The 17809-nt window shown below is 70.8% G+C and carries 11 protein-coding genes; 4 read left to right on the plus strand and 7 right to left on the minus strand.

Features of this window, described 5'->3' with window-relative positions; all coding sequences use genetic code 11:
* Positions 1-80: 80 nt before the first annotated feature.
* The 3 genes from E6A21_RS04400 to E6A21_RS04410 all read right to left on the minus strand — a co-directional run bounded on the left by E6A21_RS04400 (position 81) and on the right by E6A21_RS04410 (position 4810).
* Positions 81-1292 carry an alkaline phosphatase family protein gene (locus E6A21_RS04400; RefSeq protein ID WP_138442906.1) on the minus strand — a complete coding sequence of 404 codons (1212 nt, stop codon included), beginning with the start codon at positions 1290-1292 and terminating at the stop codon, positions 81-83.
* Complete coding sequence (locus tag E6A21_RS04405; RefSeq protein WP_138442907.1) at positions 1289-2008, minus strand: DUF5998 family protein; 720 nt, start codon at positions 2006-2008, stop codon at positions 1289-1291. The genes E6A21_RS04400 and E6A21_RS04405 overlap by 4 nt, the downstream gene beginning before the upstream one ends.
* An 81-nt stretch (positions 2009-2089) precedes the next feature.
* Complete coding sequence (locus E6A21_RS04410; RefSeq protein ID WP_138442908.1) at positions 2090-4810, minus strand: bifunctional acetate--CoA ligase family protein/GNAT family N-acetyltransferase; 2721 nt, start codon at positions 4808-4810, stop codon at positions 2090-2092.
* A 53-nt stretch (positions 4811-4863) separates the two neighbouring features.
* On the opposite strand from E6A21_RS04410, the gene E6A21_RS04415 reads away from it, so the two are divergent.
* Positions 4864-7374, plus strand: a complete 2511-nt coding sequence (locus tag E6A21_RS04415) for a DNA gyrase/topoisomerase IV subunit A (protein ID WP_425471514.1) — start codon at positions 4864-4866, stop codon at positions 7372-7374.
* A gap of 44 nt (positions 7375-7418) precedes the next feature.
* Here the strand turns inward: E6A21_RS04415 and E6A21_RS04420 are convergent, their stop codons facing one another.
* Positions 7419-9161, minus strand: a complete 1743-nt coding sequence (locus E6A21_RS04420) for an MFS transporter (RefSeq protein WP_138442909.1) — start codon at positions 9159-9161, stop codon at positions 7419-7421.
* A 380-nt stretch (positions 9162-9541) separates the two neighbouring features.
* On the opposite strand from E6A21_RS04420, the gene E6A21_RS04425 reads away from it, so the two are divergent.
* Positions 9542-10060, plus strand: a complete 519-nt coding sequence (locus tag E6A21_RS04425; RefSeq protein WP_138442910.1) for a DinB family protein — start codon at positions 9542-9544, stop codon at positions 10058-10060.
* On the opposite strand, the gene cydD is transcribed toward E6A21_RS04425, so the two are convergent.
* Genes cydD through E6A21_RS04440 form a run of 3 tightly spaced genes read right to left on the minus strand, consistent with a single transcriptional unit; the run spans position 10057 to position 16143 of the window.
* Complete coding sequence (gene cydD, locus E6A21_RS04430) at positions 10057-13485, minus strand: thiol reductant ABC exporter subunit CydD (RefSeq protein WP_138442911.1); 3429 nt, start codon at positions 13483-13485, stop codon at positions 10057-10059. The genes E6A21_RS04425 and cydD overlap by 4 nt on opposite strands.
* 2 nt (positions 13486-13487) lie before the next feature.
* Positions 13488-14561, minus strand: a complete 1074-nt coding sequence (gene cydB, locus E6A21_RS04435; protein WP_138442912.1) for a cytochrome d ubiquinol oxidase subunit II — start codon at positions 14559-14561, stop codon at positions 13488-13490.
* 10 nt (positions 14562-14571) lie between these two features.
* The gene (locus E6A21_RS04440; protein WP_138442913.1) at positions 14572-16143 is read right to left on the minus strand and encodes a cytochrome ubiquinol oxidase subunit I; all 1572 of its coding nucleotides are present in this window, start codon (positions 16141-16143) and stop codon (positions 14572-14574) included.
* Between the two features lie 273 nt (positions 16144-16416).
* On the opposite strand from E6A21_RS04440, the gene E6A21_RS04445 reads away from it, so the two are divergent.
* Both E6A21_RS04445 and E6A21_RS04450 read left to right on the plus strand, forming a co-directional pair.
* Positions 16417-16779 carry a BlaI/MecI/CopY family transcriptional regulator gene (locus tag E6A21_RS04445; RefSeq protein ID WP_138442914.1) on the plus strand — a complete coding sequence of 121 codons (363 nt, stop codon included), beginning with the start codon at positions 16417-16419 and terminating at the stop codon, positions 16777-16779.
* 31 nt (positions 16780-16810) lie between these two features.
* The gene (locus E6A21_RS04450; RefSeq protein WP_138442915.1) at positions 16811-17797 is read left to right on the plus strand and encodes a M56 family metallopeptidase; all 987 of its coding nucleotides are present in this window, start codon (positions 16811-16813) and stop codon (positions 17795-17797) included.
* The last annotated feature ends 12 nt before the right edge of the window (positions 17798-17809 follow it).

Below are 17809 nucleotides of genomic sequence, written 5' to 3' on the forward strand. Positions count from 1 at the left end.
TTGACTTGTACTAACTACCTTAGCCGGGACGGCTGGAAGCAGGTAGGTCCGTGCGGGGCCGGACGCGGAAGGCCGCGCTCTCAGCGCCGACGCTTGGACTGGGCCGGTCCTGAGGCTCGGAACGCGATGAGCGGGACGAGGCGCTCGGCCTTCGTCAGCGAGCCGTGCTGCCCGACCATCGTGAAGGCGGAGGCGCGGACGCGGCGCCCGTCGTACAGGGCGAGTTCGCCGTGCGGGGCGACGATGACGTCCCCGATGCGCTGCTCGACCTCGGGCCGGACCTCGCCGAAGAGCCCCTGCGCGATCGCCTGCGCCTTGGTCATGATCCAGGCCTGCTTGCCGAAGCGCTCCTGCCACCTCTCGACAACACCCCGCAGCGCGCCGTCGTCCGCCGGGTCCTCGAGATGGAGGTGGACCATCCGCGGCTCTCCCGCCGTGAACCTGATGCCCTCGACGAGCTCGGGATCCGCGCCGAAGTCGATCCGGTGCTCCTCCGCGACGTCGACCATGCCGTGGTCCCCCGTGACGAGGACGAGCGTGTTGGCGGGGAGCTGCGCGTCGAGCCGACGGATGCAGGCGTCGACCTCCTCGAGCGCTTCCTCCCACGCCCGGGATCCGCAGCCGGCGACGTGGCCGGCCTTGTCGAGCTCATTGAGGTAGAAGTACAGGAGCATGCGCGGCGCGGCTGCGAGCGTCGCCGCGGCCGCCGTCGTCCGTGCGTGCAGCGTCTCGGCGCCGATGAAGCGGCCTCCGCGCAGGGCGGCACGGGTCATGGGCGATCCCTCGAACTGCGGAAGGCTCACGGTCGCCACCGGGATCTCGGGATGGATGCGCTCGAACACGGTGGGGAACGGCTGCCACTTGTCGGGATCGACGCCGGCGTCCCACCCGTTGAGCTGGTTGACCACGCGCCCGAGGTGGGGTGCGAGGACGTCATACCCGACCATGCCGTGCTGGCCCGGCGGAAGCCCAGTGCCGAAGCTCGCGAGCGAGGCCGCCGTCGTGCTCGGGAACGCGGCGTCGAGCGTCGTCGGGATACTCCCCTGGCCGTCCTGCAGCTTCCCGCGGAGAAAGGGCGTGTGGGCGGTCCGCCCGGCGAGCAGCGAACGGCCGAGCCCGTCGACCATGACGACGCACACCCGCGGAGCATGCGGCAGCCCGAGCGGGTTCTCGAAGCCCACGGCCCCCAAGGCCGACGCGCAGCTCGGGAGGACTTCGGCGATGCTCCGGTGCCCATAGGCGGGTGCGGCAGGAAGGGATTCGACGGCCGCCGGAAAGGGCGATCCTGTCATTCGCGGCCACCGTGCCCGCGCGCCGGACGCCCGCCGAGGCCGGCGAGCCGGGGACGGGAGGCAGCGGGTACGGGCGCCGAGGGGCTCTGCACCACGCGGGTGGGGCTCGCGACGTTCGCGGCCCGGAGCAGCCGCGCGAAGTGCTTGGCGGTGTTCACGGCCTCGGGCCCGTCTGCTTCGGAGCTGATCCGCAGGACGATGTCCTCCTGCGCAATGCTGCCCGTGTAGCCATGGTCCGCCTCACAGTTCGGGTCCCCGCACGAGGCCGGCAGGAGGTCGAGGCGCTGACCGCCCGACCACGCGATGGAGAGCGTGACCTCGCGCACCGGATCCCCCGGCTGGTACGCCGCGGGCTCCGTGAAGACGTAGGTCAGCACGACCGTCCTGACCTGGGAGAGCGGGACCGACTCGGTCGAGACCTGGGCCGTCGTGCGCTGCGGGTCTGCCTCGAGCGGCGCCTCGTCGACGTGCGTGATGACAAGGAGATCCTCGGTGAGCGCGAGGACGGTGATGTGGCGCCGGACCTCGGCACGCTCGAAGTGCGTCTCCACGTGGACGAGGTGCGCTAGCGGCGATGCGCCGTCGAGGGCATCGTGGACGACGTCGGCAACAAGCTGCGGGTAGAAGCCGGTGCGCTCGAGGTCCGTGCTCAGGGACCGCACGGCAGGCTCACGGCCCGGCACATGGGAGGACGGCGTGTGGCTCATAGAACCCATTCTCCCAGACAGCTCCGCCGGCCCGGGAAATGCCTTCTTCCTACTGGTCCGGATCCTGTTCCTACTGCTCCGAATCCCGTCCTACTGGTCCGACATCGCGCGCCGAGCGCTGTCCGTGCGGTGCGCCGCGTTCCCGAGCCACACGTCGGCGTGCAGGACCGTGAGCCCCTGCTCGCTCACGACGACGGGCTTGAGCTCGAGGACGGCAACCTCCGGATGCCGGTCCTTGAGGAGGGAGACCCGGCCGACGAGGCTCTCGAGGGCGGCGACGTCGAGGGGCGGAAGCCCCTCGTACCCGAACAGCTTCTCCGACGCGCGCGGCCCGCGCACGAGGTCGCGGACGTCCACGGTCGTGAGCGGCGGGACGCGGTGGGCCCAGTCGTCGAGCAGTGCGACGGCGTCGCCGGCGAGGCCGAAGGAGATGACCGGACCGAGCAGCGGGTCCTCGATCGCGCGCACGACGCACGCCTGCCCGAGCGGGGCCATGCTCTGGACCTCGAGCCGGGGCTCTCCGTCCGGGCCCGCGGCAAGCTCACCGTAGCCGAGGAGCGACTGCTCCATGAATCGGAAGGCCGAGCGGAGCGACGGCTCGTCGCGGATGTCCAGGCGGACTGTGCCGAGGTCCAGCCGGTGCCTGAGGATCGACGAAGTCGACTTGAGCGCGACCGGCCAGCCGAGGGCCTCGGCCGCCCCCACGGCCTCTTCCTCTGAGACGGCGGCCCGCGAAGGAAGGACCGTGATGCCGTAGCAGGAAAGGAGGTCGGCTGACTGGCCCTGTCCGAGCCGCACGAGGTCGGGACCGGCAACCCCTGCGAGCGCCCTGTCGATGAGCTCCTCGGCGCCGTCGTCGTCGTATGTGGCCTCGAAGGGCTCGCCAGCCTCACGCGAGAGCCATTCGCCGTAGCGCACAGCGGCGGCGAGGGCGGCGACGGCGTCGCCGGCGCTCGTGAAGGCGGGAACCGTGGGCGAGCCCAGGCCGTCCGGACCTGGGTCGGGGATCAGCCCCTCCGCCTGTTCGGGATGCCCGAGGATGCCGGTGAACGCTGCCACGATGGTCGTCGACCGTGCCTCGGCGCACTCGGCCAGGATCTCCGCTGCGGCGTTCGGCTTGACCCCCGCCGTCGGAACGAGGGCGACGACGATGGAGTCGGCCGCCCCCGAGTCGATGAGACCGAGGACGCGTGACCGGAGCGCGGGAAGTGCGACGGAGCGCCCCGTGAGGTCGAGGTCGGTCATGGTCTCCGTCACCGTGAGTCCCAGCCCCTCCGCCCCGTCGGCGACGACGCGCCCGAGCGAGGCGGCGTTCGAGAGGACTGCGACCCGGGGCCCGCGGGGCCGTGGGCCCGAGAGGACCTGCGCGACGTCGACGAGTTCCTCGAGCGTGGAGACCCGGATGACGCCGGCCTGCCGCAGCATTGCGTCGAGCGCCTCGGGCGGCGCCTGCGACGTCCGGACGGCGTGGCCTGCCGGGAGCCGGAGCCCGAGGATGTCGCTCTTGGCGACGATGACCGGCTTGCTGCGCGCGAGCCGACGGGCGATCCGGGAGAACTTGCGGGGATTGCCGAAGGACTCGAGGTAGAGCCCGACGGCACTCGTGGCGACGTCGTCCTCCCAGTACTGCATGACGTCGTTCCCGGACACGTCTGCGCGATTGCCCGCCGAGAAGAGCGACGAGAAGCCGAGCTTCCGCCGGTCCGCCGCCGCATAGAGGGCAATGCCGATCGCGGCGGACTGGCTGAAGAGCCCGAGGCTGCCCTGCCGCGGCATCGAGGGAGCCAGCGAGGCGTTGAGCCGGACGTCGGGGTCCGTGTTCGCGATGCCCAGCGAGCCGGGCCCCACAAGGCGCATCCCGTGGGAACGCGCGTGGCGGACCAGCTCCCGCTGGAGGGCGAGGCCGCGCTCGCCGTCCTCGGCGAATCCGGAGGAGGCGACGACGACGCCGCGGACGCCGGCCGCAGCACACTCGGCGACGACTGCTGCGACGTCGTCGTACGGCACCGCGACGAGCGCGAGGTCGACCCTCCCGGGCACGTCGCCGATGCGGGCGTAGGTGAGCATTCCGCCGAGCTCGAGCGCCTCGGGATTGACCGCGCAGACGCTGCCCGTGAACCCCCCGTCGACGACGTGCGCGAGGAGCTGCTGCCCGATGGACCCCCAGCGGCGGCTCGCGCCGATCACGGCGACGGAGCGCGGCGCGAGCAGCCCTTGGACGGAGAGCGCCTCGGCGCGGTGCTCGCGCGACTCCATGACGGCGCGGGACTTCTCCGTGGGGTCGATCTCGAACTCGACGCTCACCACGCCGTCGTCGAAGCGGCGGTCGAGCACGTACCCGGCCTCGGCGAAGACGGCGAGCATCTTCCGGTTCTCCGGGAGGACCTCCGCCGTGAAGCGGCGGATGCCGCGCTCCCGTGCGGCGGCCGCGAGGTGCTCGAGCAGGATCGAGCCGATCCCGCGCCCCTGATGCCGGTCGGAGATGTTGAACGCCACCTCGGCTTCGGTCGGGTCCGCGAGGCGGTCGTAGCGGCCGACGCCGATGAGCTCGCCGCCGACGGTGATGATGAGTGCCACGCGGTCCCTGTAGTCGACCTGCGTGAAGCGCTTGAGCTCCGCATCCGTGAGACGGGCCTTGTAGCTGAAGAATCGGAGGTAGATCGAACTCTCCGACTGGCCGGTATGGAATGCCTGGAGCGCCGCGGCGTCGCTCGGACGGATAGGGCGGAGGTGGGCGGTTGCTCCGTCGCGGAGTACGACATCGGCTTCCCAGTGCTGGGGATATGCGCTGACCGTGCCCTCATCCGCCATAGGCTTAGCCTAGTTCAGGCCCATTTCTCCCACGCGTAAGGATTCAACCAGCGTTGGCACGTCGATCCACCCCGTCCGGGAAGCCCTCCGATCTGCTCCCCCTCGGCGAGGCTCCCGCCGAGAACATCACGGACATCGACGTCGCGTCGGAGATGGAGACGTCCTTCCTCGAGTACGCGTACTCGGTCATCTACTCGCGCGCGCTTCCGGACGCGAGGGACGGCCTCAAGCCCGTCCAGCGGCGCATCCTCTACATGATGAGCGACATGGGGCTCCGCCCCGACCGCGGGCACGTGAAGAGTGCACGGGTCGTCGGCGAGGTCATGGGCAAGCTCCACCCGCACGGCGATGCCGCAATCTACGATGCGATGGTCCGCATGGCGCAGGACTTCGCGCTCCGCCTCCCGCTCATCGACGGGCACGGAAACTTCGGATCCCTCGACGACGGACCTGCGGCGCCGCGGTACACCGAGGCGCGCATGGCCGCAGCGGCCCTCGCGCTCACCGACGACCTCGACGAAGACGTCGTCGACTTCGTGCCGAACTACGACAACCAGATCATGCAGCCGGAGGTCCTCCCGGCCGCGTTCCCCAACCTCCTCGTCAATGGGGCGTCGGGCATCGCCGTCGGCATGGCGACCAACATGGCCCCGCACAACCTCGCCGAGGTGGTCTCCGCGGCGCAGCTCGTCATCTCGAATCCCGAGGCAACGCTCGAGGACGTCATGGAGCTCGTCCCGGGCCCGGACCTGCCCTCGGGCGGCCGCATCGTCGGGCTCGACGGAATCCGGGACGCCTACCGCACGGGCCGCGGCTCCTTCCGGACGCGCGCGACGGTCGCCGTCGAGCAGCTGTCCGCCCGCCGCACCGGGCTCGTGGTGACGGAGCTGCCCTACATGGTCGGCCCCGAGAAGGTGATCGAGAAGATCAAGGACGCCGTCGGCTCGAAGAAGCTCCAGGGCATCAGCGACGTCATCGACCTCACGGACCGCAACCACGGCCTGCGCCTCGTCATCGAGCTCAAGAACGGCTTCAACCCGCACGCCGTCCTGGAGCAGCTCTACCGGTACACGCCGCTCGAGGACTCGTTCGGCATCAACAACGTCGCGCTCGTGGACGGCCAGCCGCAGACCCTCGGCCTCCTCGACCTGCTGCGGGTCTACGCGGACCACCGGATCTCGGTGGTCCGGCGCAGGACTGCGTTCCGGCTCGGCAAGCGCAAGGACAGGCTCCACCTCGTCGAGGGCCTCCTCGTCGCGATCATGGACATCGACGAGGTCATCCAGATCATCCGGACCTCCGACGAGGCAGCCGCCGCCAGGCAGCGCCTCATGGCGGTGTACGACCTCTCGGAGATTCAGGCCAACTACATCCTCGAGCTCCGGCTCCGCCAGCTCACGAAGTACTCCCGGATCGAGCTCGAGAAGGAGCAGGACGAGCTGCGGCGCGAGATCGAGGAGCTCGAGGCGATCCTCGGCTCCGAGACGCTCCTGCGCGAGCTTGTGTCGCGGGAGCTTGACGAGATCACCGCCAAGTACGGCACTCCCCGGCGCACCCTGCTCCTCGATGCGGAGGAGCAGGGGGCTGCGGCGGCGAGGGCCCTCGCCGCCGAGAACGCGAAGAAGGCCACGGGGAAGGCACCGACGCTTCCCCTCGAGATCGCCGACGACCCCTGCTGGGCGATCCTGACGGCGTCGGGCAACGTGGCACGCACCGCCAACGCCGAGCCGCTGACCGACGGTGGGCCGCGCGTGCGGCACGACGTCTTCCGGTCGGTCGTCCGGACGACGGCGCGCGGCGAGCTGGGTGCCTTGACCTCAGCGGGGCGCATGGTGAGGCTGCAGGCCGTCGACCTCCCTGTCGTCGCACCCGCGGCCGGACTGCCGAACCTCGCAGGCGGCGTTCCAGCGAAGGACTTCGTCTCCCTGGCCAAGGGAGAGACCCTTGTAGCGCTCGTTCCGCTCGACACCGTCGTAGCGCTCGGCACCGAGCAGGGCATCGTGAAGCGGGTGAGCCCTGACTATCCGCTCAACCGCGAGGACTGGGAGGCGATCACGCTCAAGCCGGGCGACCGCGTGATCGGCGCCGCTCCCGCGGGCGACGAGGACGCCCTCGTGTTCATCTCAGAACAGGCACAGCTCCTGCAGTATCCCGCCTCCGCGGTCCGGCCCCAGGGGCGCACGGCCGGCGGAATGGCCGGGATCCGCCTCGTGGACGGGGACAGGGCACTGCATTTCGGGGTTGTCGCAGCTGGTGACGACGCCGCCGTCGTCGTGACGATCGCGGGAAGCCGGGACGCCCTCCCCGGTACCGCGCCGGGAACGGCGAAGATCACGCCGTTCTCCGAGTACCCGGCCAAGGGCCGCGCGACAGGTGGCGTGCGCGCCCACCGCTACCTCAAGGGCGAGGACGTCCTCCTCGTCGCCTGGGCGGGGCACGGCCCGGCCAAGGCGTCCTCGAGCGCGGGCGTTGCACGCTCCCTCCCGACGGAGCCCGGCCGCAGGGACGGCTCCGGGGTCCCCCTGTCGCAGGCAGTGGAAGAGGTCGGCCCGAGCTTCGGGTGATTCTCCCCGATCCCGGGGCCGGCCTCCGGCGTTCATGCCTCGGCCTACGCCGAGGTGCTCGACGCCACAGGATCCTCGCCGGTGGCCTCCGCCTCGAGCGCGGTGGCCCCGAGGTCGACGCCCTCCTGCTCGGCGGCCGCGACCGCCGCAGGATGGTCGAGTGGGAGCTGGACGGCCTCGCCGCTTGCCGCGATGGCGACCGGCACCTCGGTGAGGGGCATGTGGGCGAGGTCGATGAGGGGGTCCTCGTCCTGGTGCCTGACGACGTCGCGCGCCTCGGCGGGCGACTCGACGCTCGGCATCGACCCTGGGAGCGGACGGCGTGCCGACTCCTGGAGGAAGAACACGGCGACGGCTCCGACGACAGAAGTGCCCATGAGGTAGTACGCCGGCATCATGTCGTCGCCCGTCGCCTTGATGAGGGCATCGACGATGAACGGCGTCGTTCCCCCGAAGATCGCGACCGCGAAGTTGTACGCGATGCCCATCGCGCCGTAGCGGCTCGCGGTGGGGAACTGCGCCGGCAGTGCCGAGGCGAGGTTGGCGACGTAGAAGGTCACGGGGAAGGCCACGAGGGCGAGGCCCGCGAGCGTCGCGGGAACGCTGCCGACGCCGATGAGCAGGAATGCCGGGATCGACAGGACGATCGTGCTCACGGCGCCGATCCACAGCACGGGGCGCCGACCGATGCGGTCGGAGAGCTTGCCCGTGAGCGGGATGCAGAGGCTCATGACGACGAGGACCGGGATCGTCAGCAGGGTCCCGTGGAGTTCGTCGTAGCCCTTCGACTCGGTGAGGTACGTCGGCATGTACGAGGTCAGCGCGTAGCCGACGGTGTTCGCAGCGGCGACGACGACCATCGCGACGAGAATGGGGCGCCAGTAGGAGCGGACGATTCCGATGGGGCCCTTGGTGGCGGTCTCATCGTTCGCGGCCGTCTCGTGCGCCGAGCGCTCCTGGGCCTCGAGCGCGGCCTGGAAGGTCGGGCTCTCCTCGATGCGGAGGCGGAAGTAGATGGCGATCGCGCCGAGCGGGCCGGCAGCGAGGAAGGGGATCCTCCAGCCGTACTCGCCCATGGCTGCGGAGCCCAGCGTCATCTGCAGGACGGACACGAGCGCGGCGCCGGCTGCGAAGCCGAGGTAGCTGCCCATGTCGAGGAAGCTCGCGAAGAAGCCGCGCCGGCGGTCTGCGGCGTACTCGCTCACGAACGTCGTCGCCCCGCCGTACTCTCCGCCGGTCGAGAAGCCCTGGACGAGCTTCACGAGCACGAGCAGGACGGCCGCCCATACGCCGATCAGGTCGTAGCCGGGGAGCACACCGAGGGCGAACGTCGACGCGGCCATCATGATGAGCGTCGCGGCGAGGACGCGTTGGCGCCCGACCTTGTCGCCGAGCCATCCGAAGAAGACCCCGCCGGCCGGACGGGCAATGAAGGTCGCGGCAAAGGTGCCGAGCAGGAAGAGCGTCTGGACCGATGCGTCGGCTTCGGGGAGGAAGACGGGCCCCATGGTCGTGATGAGGTAACCGAATACGCCGACGTCGTACCACTCCATGGTGTTGCCGACGATCGTTCCGCTGATTGCGCGGCGGAGCATCGAGCGGTCCACGACGTTGACGTCGTCGACGCGAAGCCGTCGCTTCCGGAACGTGACGCGACGCCGTGGAGTGTTCCGGGGCGCCCGCACGTGTGGCGCCGTCCCATGCGCTGCGGCTTCATGCGCTGCGGCTTCGTGGGCTGCTTCCTGGGCTGCTGGCTCAGAGGCGGTTTGGCCTAGGTCTCTCGGCATTCTCTCTTCTCTCGAACGTCTCGATGAGGTGGTCCTGCTGTGGAGGTTCAGGTACCCCGCTTTCGGGCAGTCATCCAGTCTAGTGAGCCGAAGAGAGAACACACCCTCGAATCGGGGCAACGCCGCATGAGCGGGATCACAGGGCAGCGTGGCGCCCCTGACGTTCCGCCTCGACCGGCGCGGACAACGGAAAGCCTTGGGATCGGCGCGCCTGCAGGGATCCGCCGCCGAGGGCCAGCCGTCCGGCAAGCGCGCGACCGAGTCGGCCCAATCCGACCATGACCGTTATCGTTTTGTAATCAAATGAGTCGGCCTTGGGCCCGCGAAACCGCCCATCGTGATCCAGCGCACGCGCCCACGCGGAAGGCTAGACTCCGGGCATGGCGATCATTCCCGACACCAAGGACTGGACTTGGATCCTGGACCGAGTGTGCCCAGAGTGCGGCTTCGACGCGGATAGCCTCACGCCTCAGGACGTCGCGCGCAGGCTCGACACCGCACTGCCGCGCTGGGATGCAGCGCTCGGCCGCGACGACGTCCTCGAACGCCCGGATCCGTCAACGTGGTCGCCCCTCGAGTACGCGTGTCACGTGCGGGACCTCTTCGAGGTGTTCCGCCACCGCCTCGAGCTCATGCTCGTCGAGGACGGCGCGCGCTTCGGGAACTGGGACCAGGACGCGACCGCCGTCGAGAAGGAGTACGCCAACGCCGACCCGGCGATCGTGCGTGGGGAGCTGGCCGAGCAGGGCGCGCTGACCCGGGACGCCTTCGCGGTGGTCCCCGAGGACGCCTACGGGCGCCGCGGGCTGCGGAGCAACGGTTCGGAGTTCACCGTCCTGACGCTCTCCCGGTACTTCCTTCACGACGTCGAACATCACCTGCACGACGTGCGGGCCTAGCCCGCGAGTGCGAGCCTCCGCACGCCGTCCCCGAGCGCGTCGAGCCGCACGAGCAGGTCGCCGTCACGCAGCTCGGACGCCCGGTGGGTCACCATGACGACGCTGCGGTCCGCGAGCGCCGCATGCAGGGCCGAGACGAGTTCCTCGGCCGCAGCAGGATCGAGGTGCGCCGTGGGCTCGTCGAGGAGCACGACGGCGGCGTCCGCCACGAGCGTCCGGGCGACGGCCAGCCTCTGCCGTTGACCGCCCGAGAGCTCCGCACCTCGGCTTCCGACGCGGGAGTCGAGACCGCCGGGCAGCGACCGCACGTGATCCGCCAAACCCACGCGTTCGAGTGCCTCCCACAGCTCCGCGTCGCCCGGTGCCTCGCTGCGGTCGCGCGCGATCGAAAGGTTGCCCCGCACCGTCGAGTCGAAGAGGTGCGACTCCTGAGGACACCACGCGATCCTGCCACCGGCCCTGACGCTCCCGGTGCGCGGGCGCAGGAAGCCGAGGAGGACCGCCAGGAGCGTCGTCTTGCCACTTCCCGACGGGCCCGCGACGACGAGCCACTCCCCCGGCGCGGCCGTCGCCGAAAGTGCCGCGAAGACGTCCGGCTGGCCCGGCCACCCGGCGGAGAGGCCGTCTATGGAAAGGCCCTCTGTACAAGACACCTCTGTGGATGGGCCCGAAATCGTCGGACCGGACCGTTGTGCGCCCGCTCCGGAGCCCTCCGGCGCTCCCGCCTCCACGTCGGCGGCCTCCGCGGCAATGCCAGCGAGGGCTGAGCGCAAGGCCGGGATCCGCTGGACGGCGGTGCTCGCCGCCGCGAAGGGTTCGGCCAGGGCGAGCTGCAGGAGCACCACCGCGGCTGCCGTGCTCACGGGGACACCCGAAGTGGCAGGAGCCGCAAGGGCCGAAGCGGCGGCAAGGCCGGTCGCGAGGATCACGATGGCCCTCCCCAGCCCTTCGGCGGCGACTCCCCGCCGCTCGAGCGCTGTGAGCCGGCGGTCGTCCGCGCGCAGCCTCGCCAGCACCCGTTCGATGAGGCGGTTTGCGGCAAGGTCGGGGGCCGCCGCGAGTGCCTGCCCGATCGCCTCGAGCAGCTGTGCCTTGCCCCGCTGGACAGCGCGGGCGGCACGCCGGTCCGCCCACGCCGTAGCGAGAGGCGCGACGACGACAGAGACGACGACGGCGATCGCGAGAACGGGAAGCTGCGCCGGCAGCAGGATCCAGACCGCAACGAGGGCGCCGATGCCGAGCAGCACCGCCGTCGCGAGCGGCTGGAGGATCCGCGGCAGCTCGTCGCGGACGGACTCGGCGTCCCCCACGAGGCTCTCGAGTGCTGCGCCGGGGACGAGCAGCCGTCGCGCGCTCAGGCCCTGGCTCGTGAGCGCACTCCACAGCCGGTCCCGGAGCCGGATGAGGGTTGAGAATACGGCCGAGTGGGTGCTCAGGCGCTCGGCGTACCGCAGGACGGCCCGGGTGATGCCGAAGAACCGGACGCCGACCATCGCGGCGAGCAGATAGAGGATCGGCGGCTGCTCCGCGGCGCGGACGATGAGCCAGCCGGAGAGGCCCGCGAGCGCGCTGGCGGCTGCGGCAGCGCCGAGGCCTGCGAGCGCCGCGACGGCGTAGCGCGGGAGATCGGGACGGACGAGCTGCCACAGGCTCGCGAGCCAGGGGCCGCCGCCCGACGGCGCGGGGACGCGGCGGACCCCTGCCGCAGCGCCCTGGTCCACGTCGGCGACAGCGAACCTGCTCGAGGTCTCGGGCTCGGGGAGGCCCCCGGCCCCCGCGGCCCCCTCGTTCGGTGCGAGGTCGACGCGGTTCCGGGCGAGGGCGGCGGTCTGCGGGTCGTGTGCGACGAGCAGCACGGTCGCACGGCCCCGGAGCCCAGCGATGGCCGCTTCCACGGCGGCGGCCGAGCGTGCATCGAGGTGCGCAGTCGGCTCGTCGAGGATGACGAGCGTCGCTCCAGCGTCGACCCGCAGGAGTCCGCGGGCGACGGCGATGCGCCTCTGCTGCCCCGGGCTCAGCTCGGCGGGGTTCGCCTGGGCGAGCTCGGCGCACACCACGGCCTCGAGGGCGCGCCGCACCGCTGCCGGGACGCGCTCGGCGGGGAGCCCGTCCGCTGCGAGCTCGAGTTCTGCTGCGACGGTCGGCTCGGTGAACTGGGGATGCTGCGGTACATAGGCGATGCGGGCCGGCTCGGCCCCGGTCGCCCGGCCGCTGACGGTGGCCCCGGCCCCGTCGCGCACCAGGCCGGCGAGGGCCAGGAGGACGCTCGTCTTGCCCGCGCCGCTCGGGCCGGCGAGCAGCGTGGCTTCCCCGGCCGGCGCCACGAACGAGAGCCGGTCGACGGCTGCGCGTTCACGCCCGTCGTAGCGCACCGTCAGCCGGTCCACTTCGAGCCCGACGGGCCCTCCTTGCACGCGGTCAGCGGCGTCAGCGGGGTCAGCGGCCACTGGGAGGCGGGTTCCTGCAGGAGCGGCGATCGCCGACTCCGCGCGCCGGAGCGCCTCGGCCCCGTCCTCGCTCGCGTGATGGGCCGCGCCGAGGTCGCGCACCGGCTGGAAGCACTCGGGGGCGAGCACGAGGGCGAGCAGCCCGGCCTCGAGGGGCATCTCGCCGTTGACGAGCCGGATGCCGATGAACACTGCGACGACCGCGACGGAGATGGTCGAGAGCAGTTCGAGGGCGAGGGACGACATGAACGCGACCCTCAGGGTACCCATGGTCCGGCGGGAGAAGTCCTCCGACAGCTCGCGCAGGGCCTTGCGCTGCTCGGCTGCGCGGCCGAGGCCGACGAGGACGGGCAGGCCCTGGGCGAGTTCCACGAGGTGCGATCCGAGGCGGGCGAGCGCCTGCTGCGCCGCGGAGACACGGTCCTCCGTGTGCTTGCCGATGAGGATCATGAAGACCGGGACCAGCGGGAGGGTGAGGGCAATGATGAGTGCGCTCACCCAGTCGGCTCCGAGGATCCGCAGGCCCACGAGCAGCGGAACGGCGGCGCACTGGACGAGGGCCGGGAGGTACGCGGTGTAGAAGGAATCGAGGGCGTCGAGGCCGCGGACGGCGAGGACCGCGGTTGCGGCGGCCGACGACGCGACGCGGCGGTCGGCGTCGTCCGTCCCCTCGGCGAGCCGCCCTCCCCGTTCGAGTGCGGCCGCGACGAGCCGCGAGCGCAGCTCCTCCCGGACCCCTGCCGACGCCCAACGGCCCGCTTGCAGGGACCCCCACTCCGCGAGGGCGCGCAGCAGCACGCCGGCCGCCGCGATGAGGGCGGCAACCCGCCAGTCTGCCTGCCCGGCGAACGCACCGGCGAGCCCCGACGCGACCCCCTGCGCGACGAGGATGAGCGCCGCGGCCTTCGCGACGGCCAGGACGCTCAGCAGCGCGACCGCTGACTTCGTCGCCCGGCCGCTGGGAATGCTGGGACGCACGGTCAGGCTCCCGTCTGCGGCTCGGGAGCCTCGCGCCCCGTCACGAGACGGGTGAGGAACGCAGGGACGACATTGTGCGCGGCCGGGATGCTCCCCAGCGCGACGCGCTTGCGGAACACCCAGTACGTCCAGCTTTGATACGCCAGGACGAGCGGGAGCCCGATGAGGGCCACGACCGACATCACACCCAGGGTGTAGGCGGAGGACGACGCCGTCGCGACGGTCAGGCTGTTCGCCGGGTCCAGAGTGGACGGCAGCACGACCGGGTAGACGGCGCCGAAGATTCCGGCCGCGCCCGCGGTGAGGAAGATGGCCATGAGAAGGAACGCGCGCCCCTCGGAGCCACGCTGGGCGAGGGCCCACGCGGCGGTGGCGGCCACGGCGGCCACGGCAGTGAGGGTCCAGGTCCACCAGTTTCCGCTCCGGAGCTGGATCGCGACCACCCATGCCACGAGCGGGAGGATGCCGAGCGGCATCCACCGACGGAACGCGAGATGTGCGCGCGTGCGGATCTCGCCGTCGGTCTTGAGGGCGAGGAAGGCGAGGGCGTGGACGAGTGCGAAGCCGACGACGGCGGCACCCCCCAGCACGGCGTAGCCGCTGAACCATGCGAAGGGGCCGCCGACGCGGTCGCCGTTGGCGTCGAGCGGCAGGCCCGTCGTGGTGAGGGCAAGGAGCGCGCCGACACAGAACGCGGCGAAGAACGAACCGAGGGCGATCGCCCAGTCCCATGCCGCGGTCCAGCGCGGGGAGGCGATCTTGCCGCGGTACTCGAACGCCACGGCGCGGAAGATCAGCGCGACGAGGGTGAGCGTCAGGGGAAGGTACAGCCCCGAGAACAGCGACGCGTACCAGCGGGGGAACGCTGCGAACGTCGCGCCCGCGGCGGTGATGAGCCACACCTCGTTGCCGTCCCATACGGGGCCGACGGTGTTGAGCAGCACGCGGCGTTCGCCGTCGTTGCGGGCGAAGAGCTTCATGAGCATGCCCACGCCGAGGTCGAAGCCCTCGAGGAAGAGGTAGCCGATCCAGAGGAGGGCGACGGCGCAGAACCAGACAGTGGGAAGGGTCTCCATCGGTGAACTCCTAGTAGGCGAAGGCCAGGACGTCGTCGGACTGCTTGTGCTCGCCGTCGTCGTGCTTCTCAGCGAGCTCGGGCATCGCGGAGGCGACGCCGCCGCGCGTGTAGCGCCACAGCAGCCGCACCTCGACGACCATGAGCGACGCGTAGACGACGCAGAAGACGATGAGCGAGGTGAGCAGTTCCCCAGCGCTCACTCCGGGCGAGACTGCGGCCGCGGTGAACATGAAGACCTGGTCGAAGCTTCCCGCCATCGAGGGATTGGGGGCGACGACGAAGGGCTGGCGGCCCATCTCGGTGAAGATCCAGCCTGCCGCGTTCGCACCGAAGGGGGCGAGGATGCCCAGGACGGCGAGCCGCATGAGCCACCGCGCCCGGGGAACTGTGCCCTTGCGCGTGAGGTAGAGGGCGACGGCGGCCGCGAGCGCCGCGACTCCCCCGAAGCCGATCATCATCCGGAAGCCCCAGTAGGTGACCTCCATGACGGGGACGTCCTGGATGGCCTCGCCGGCTCGGTCGCCGTAGATCGGGTTGTCCGGCAGGTTCGTCCCGTACTGCGCCTGGTACTGGGGGATGAGGCTGTTGACGCCTTTGACGTTGGTCGTGAAGTCGCCGTGGGCCAGGAACGAGAGGAGTCCGGGGATTTCGATGACGGCGCTGACGTTCGAGCAGTCCTTCGACCCGACGTCGCCCACGGAGAGCACCGAGAAGCTCGTGCCGTCGTGGCATGCGGCCTCGGCGGCGGCCATCTTCATGGGCTGCTGGACGAACATGAGCTTGCCCTGGATGTCGCCGGTGACGGCAGTCCCCGCGAAGGAGAGCATCGCGACGACGGCACCGATCCGGAGGCTGCGCAGCCACACGCGATGGTCGGTGCGGTCTCGCCCCGGCAGCTCGGGGTTCTCCCCCGGCACGACGCGGCCGTCCGGCCCCACTGTGTCGATGCCGTCCCTGCGGCGCTGCCACAGGTGGTACCACGAGATCCCGAGCAGGAACGCGCCGGCGACGCCGAGGGAGCCCAGCAGCGTGTGCGGCACGGCGACGAGCGCGGTGTTGTTCGTGAACACGGCCCATGCGTCCGTCATGACCGGGTGCCCGTTGACGACTGTGACGCCGACCGGGTGCTGCATCCAGCTGTTGGCGACGATGATGAAGTAGGCCGAGATGGCGGAGCCGACGACGGCGCACCAGAGAGCGGTGAGGTGGAGCCCCGGGCGGAGGAGCTTCCAGCCGAAGATCCAGAGGCCGAGGAAGGTCGACTCGACGAAGAAGGCGAGCAGCGCCTCCATGGCAAGGGGGGCGCCGAAGACGTCACCCACGAAGCGGCTGTACTCGCTCCAGGCCATGCCGAACTGGAACTCCTGGACCAGGCCTGTCGCGACGCCCATGATGAAGTTGATGAGGAAGAGCTTCCCCCAGAACTTCGTCATGCGGAGGTACTCGGGCCTGCGCGTGCGGAACCAGATGGTCTGCATCACCGCGACCACAAGGCCGAGGCCGATCGTGAGCGGGACCATCATGAAGTGGTAGACGGTGGTGATGCCGAACTGCCAGCGGGCGATTTCCAAGGCGTCCATGTGCGCTCCTGTCGAGGGCGGAACCCCGATCTTCTACAGATCGTAGAAGATCTGACTTCTACATAGTGTAGAACAACTGGAGGGCTCGGACGCACCCTCCCTGGACCGCTTCTCAGTGGCGCCGACTCGACGCGCGTGCTTTTGACCACTTTTTCTTCTACCTCGCGTAGAATGGATAGTGGACTCACGGACACCAGCGGCGGACCGCCGATACGGACACCGCGCGCGACGTCACCCAGCTGAGACCCGATCTGAACACGGAAGGACACAAAGATGGCAAGCCTCGGCGAGCTCGAACGCTCGGTGATGGACCAGCTGTGGTCGACAGCCGAAGCGGCCACGGCTAACGAACTCCGGGACCGTCTCGCGCAGAGCGTAGTCCAGAGCAAGGACCTCGCCGTCACGACAGTCCTCACTGTCCTCTCGCGCCTCGAGAAGAAGGGCCTCGTGGAGCGCGAGCGCGGTACGCGCCCGCACCGCTACAGGGCCATCTCCACCCGCGAGGACCACACCGCCCGGCTCATGCACGAGGCGCTCGGCACAGCCCCGGACCGCGAGGCAGTCCTCGCGCGCTTCATCGGGAGTGTGTCCGAGGCGGAAGCCGCCACCCTCCGCAAACTCCTGGCCCGGGGCTGAAGCACCAGCCCACTCGTCGCCGAGGACGGCCGTGCTCGTAGCCTCGTATCTCCTCGCACTGCTGGCAATCCTGCTCGCGTGGCCGGTGCCGGTGGCACTCTCGCGCGCCCACTGGACCTCCCGCTCGCCTTTCGCGGCAATGGTCCTCTGGCAGTCGATCGCCCTCGCCGGCGGCCTCTCGATGATCGGGGCGATGCTCGTCTACGGACTGCAGCCGTTGGGGGACAACCTGCTCCAGGCCATCGCGAGTGCCGCCTCCCTCGTCGTGGAGAACCGGTCCTCGGAGCATCTGCAGTTCTGGCACCTCTTCGCCCTCTGCGCGGCCGCCCTGCTCGGGACACATCTCGTCTTCACCCTGGGCCTCACATATGCCCGGATCACAGGGCAGCGGCGGAGGCACCGCGAGCTCCTCGAAGTGCTCAGCCTGCCCTCCGGCGCGATCGAGCGCACCCTCGTCATCAATCACCCGGCCCCGGTCGCCTACTGCCTGCCCGGCGGCTCGCGGTCCGTCACGGTCCTCTCGGACGGCCTCGTGGAGGCCCTCTCCCCCGGCGAGCTCGCCGCCGTCGTCGAGCATGAGCGCGCACACCTCACCCAGCGGCACCATCTCCTGCTGTGGGCCTTCGAGGCCTGGCGCCAGGCGCTCCCGTGGCTTCCGACCTCACGGCTGTCCCGGGAAGCCGTCTCCTCGCTCGTCGAGATGCTGGCCGACGACGTGGCGCGCAGGACCGCGCCCGACGACGTGCTCGTCCGGGCGATTGCCCTTGTAGCCGTGGGCTCCGCCGCGTCCGGCCCGGGGGCCGCGGAACCGACGCTCGGAAGCCCGCGGGCCCCCGAGACTCCCCGCACTCCCGGAACTCCCGACGAGGGCGAGGCCTCGCTCGCCGCGCGCCTGAGCCGACTCCTCACGCCCCAGCCCCAGCTCACCCCGGCACAGATGACGGCGGTGCTCGCGGCGTCCGGGCTCATGCTGGCGGTGCCCACTGCGCTCCTGCTCGCCCCCGGGATCGTCACGTGAGGCAGACGGCCC

Source organism: Sinomonas susongensis (assembly GCF_005877005.1).
Taxonomy (GTDB): Bacteria; Actinomycetota; Actinomycetes; order Actinomycetales; family Micrococcaceae; genus Sinomonas; species Sinomonas susongensis.

Excerpts from the sequence above, each read along its gene's own strand:
- E6A21_RS04400 (WP_138442906.1), bottom strand. The coding sequence starts at position 1,292 with ATGACAGGATCGCCCTTTCCGGCGGCCGTCGAATCCCTTCCTGCCGCA.
- E6A21_RS04405 (WP_138442907.1), bottom strand. The coding sequence starts at position 2,008 with ATGGGTTCTATGAGCCACACGCCGTCCTCCCATGTGCCGGGCCGTGAG.
- E6A21_RS04410 (WP_138442908.1), bottom strand. The coding sequence starts at position 4,810 with ATGGCGGATGAGGGCACGGTCAGCGCATATCCCCAGCACTGGGAAGCC.
- E6A21_RS04420 (WP_138442909.1), bottom strand. The coding sequence starts at position 9,161 with ATGCCGAGAGACCTAGGCCAAACCGCCTCTGAGCCAGCAGCCCAGGAA.
- E6A21_RS04425 (WP_138442910.1), top strand. The coding sequence starts at position 9,542 with ATGGCGATCATTCCCGACACCAAGGACTGGACTTGGATCCTGGACCGA.
- cydB (WP_138442912.1), bottom strand. The coding sequence starts at position 14,561 with ATGGAGACCCTTCCCACTGTCTGGTTCTGCGCCGTCGCCCTCCTCTGG.
- E6A21_RS04440 (WP_138442913.1), bottom strand. The coding sequence starts at position 16,143 with ATGGACGCCTTGGAAATCGCCCGCTGGCAGTTCGGCATCACCACCGTC.
- E6A21_RS04445 (WP_138442914.1), top strand. The coding sequence starts at position 16,417 with ATGGCAAGCCTCGGCGAGCTCGAACGCTCGGTGATGGACCAGCTGTGG.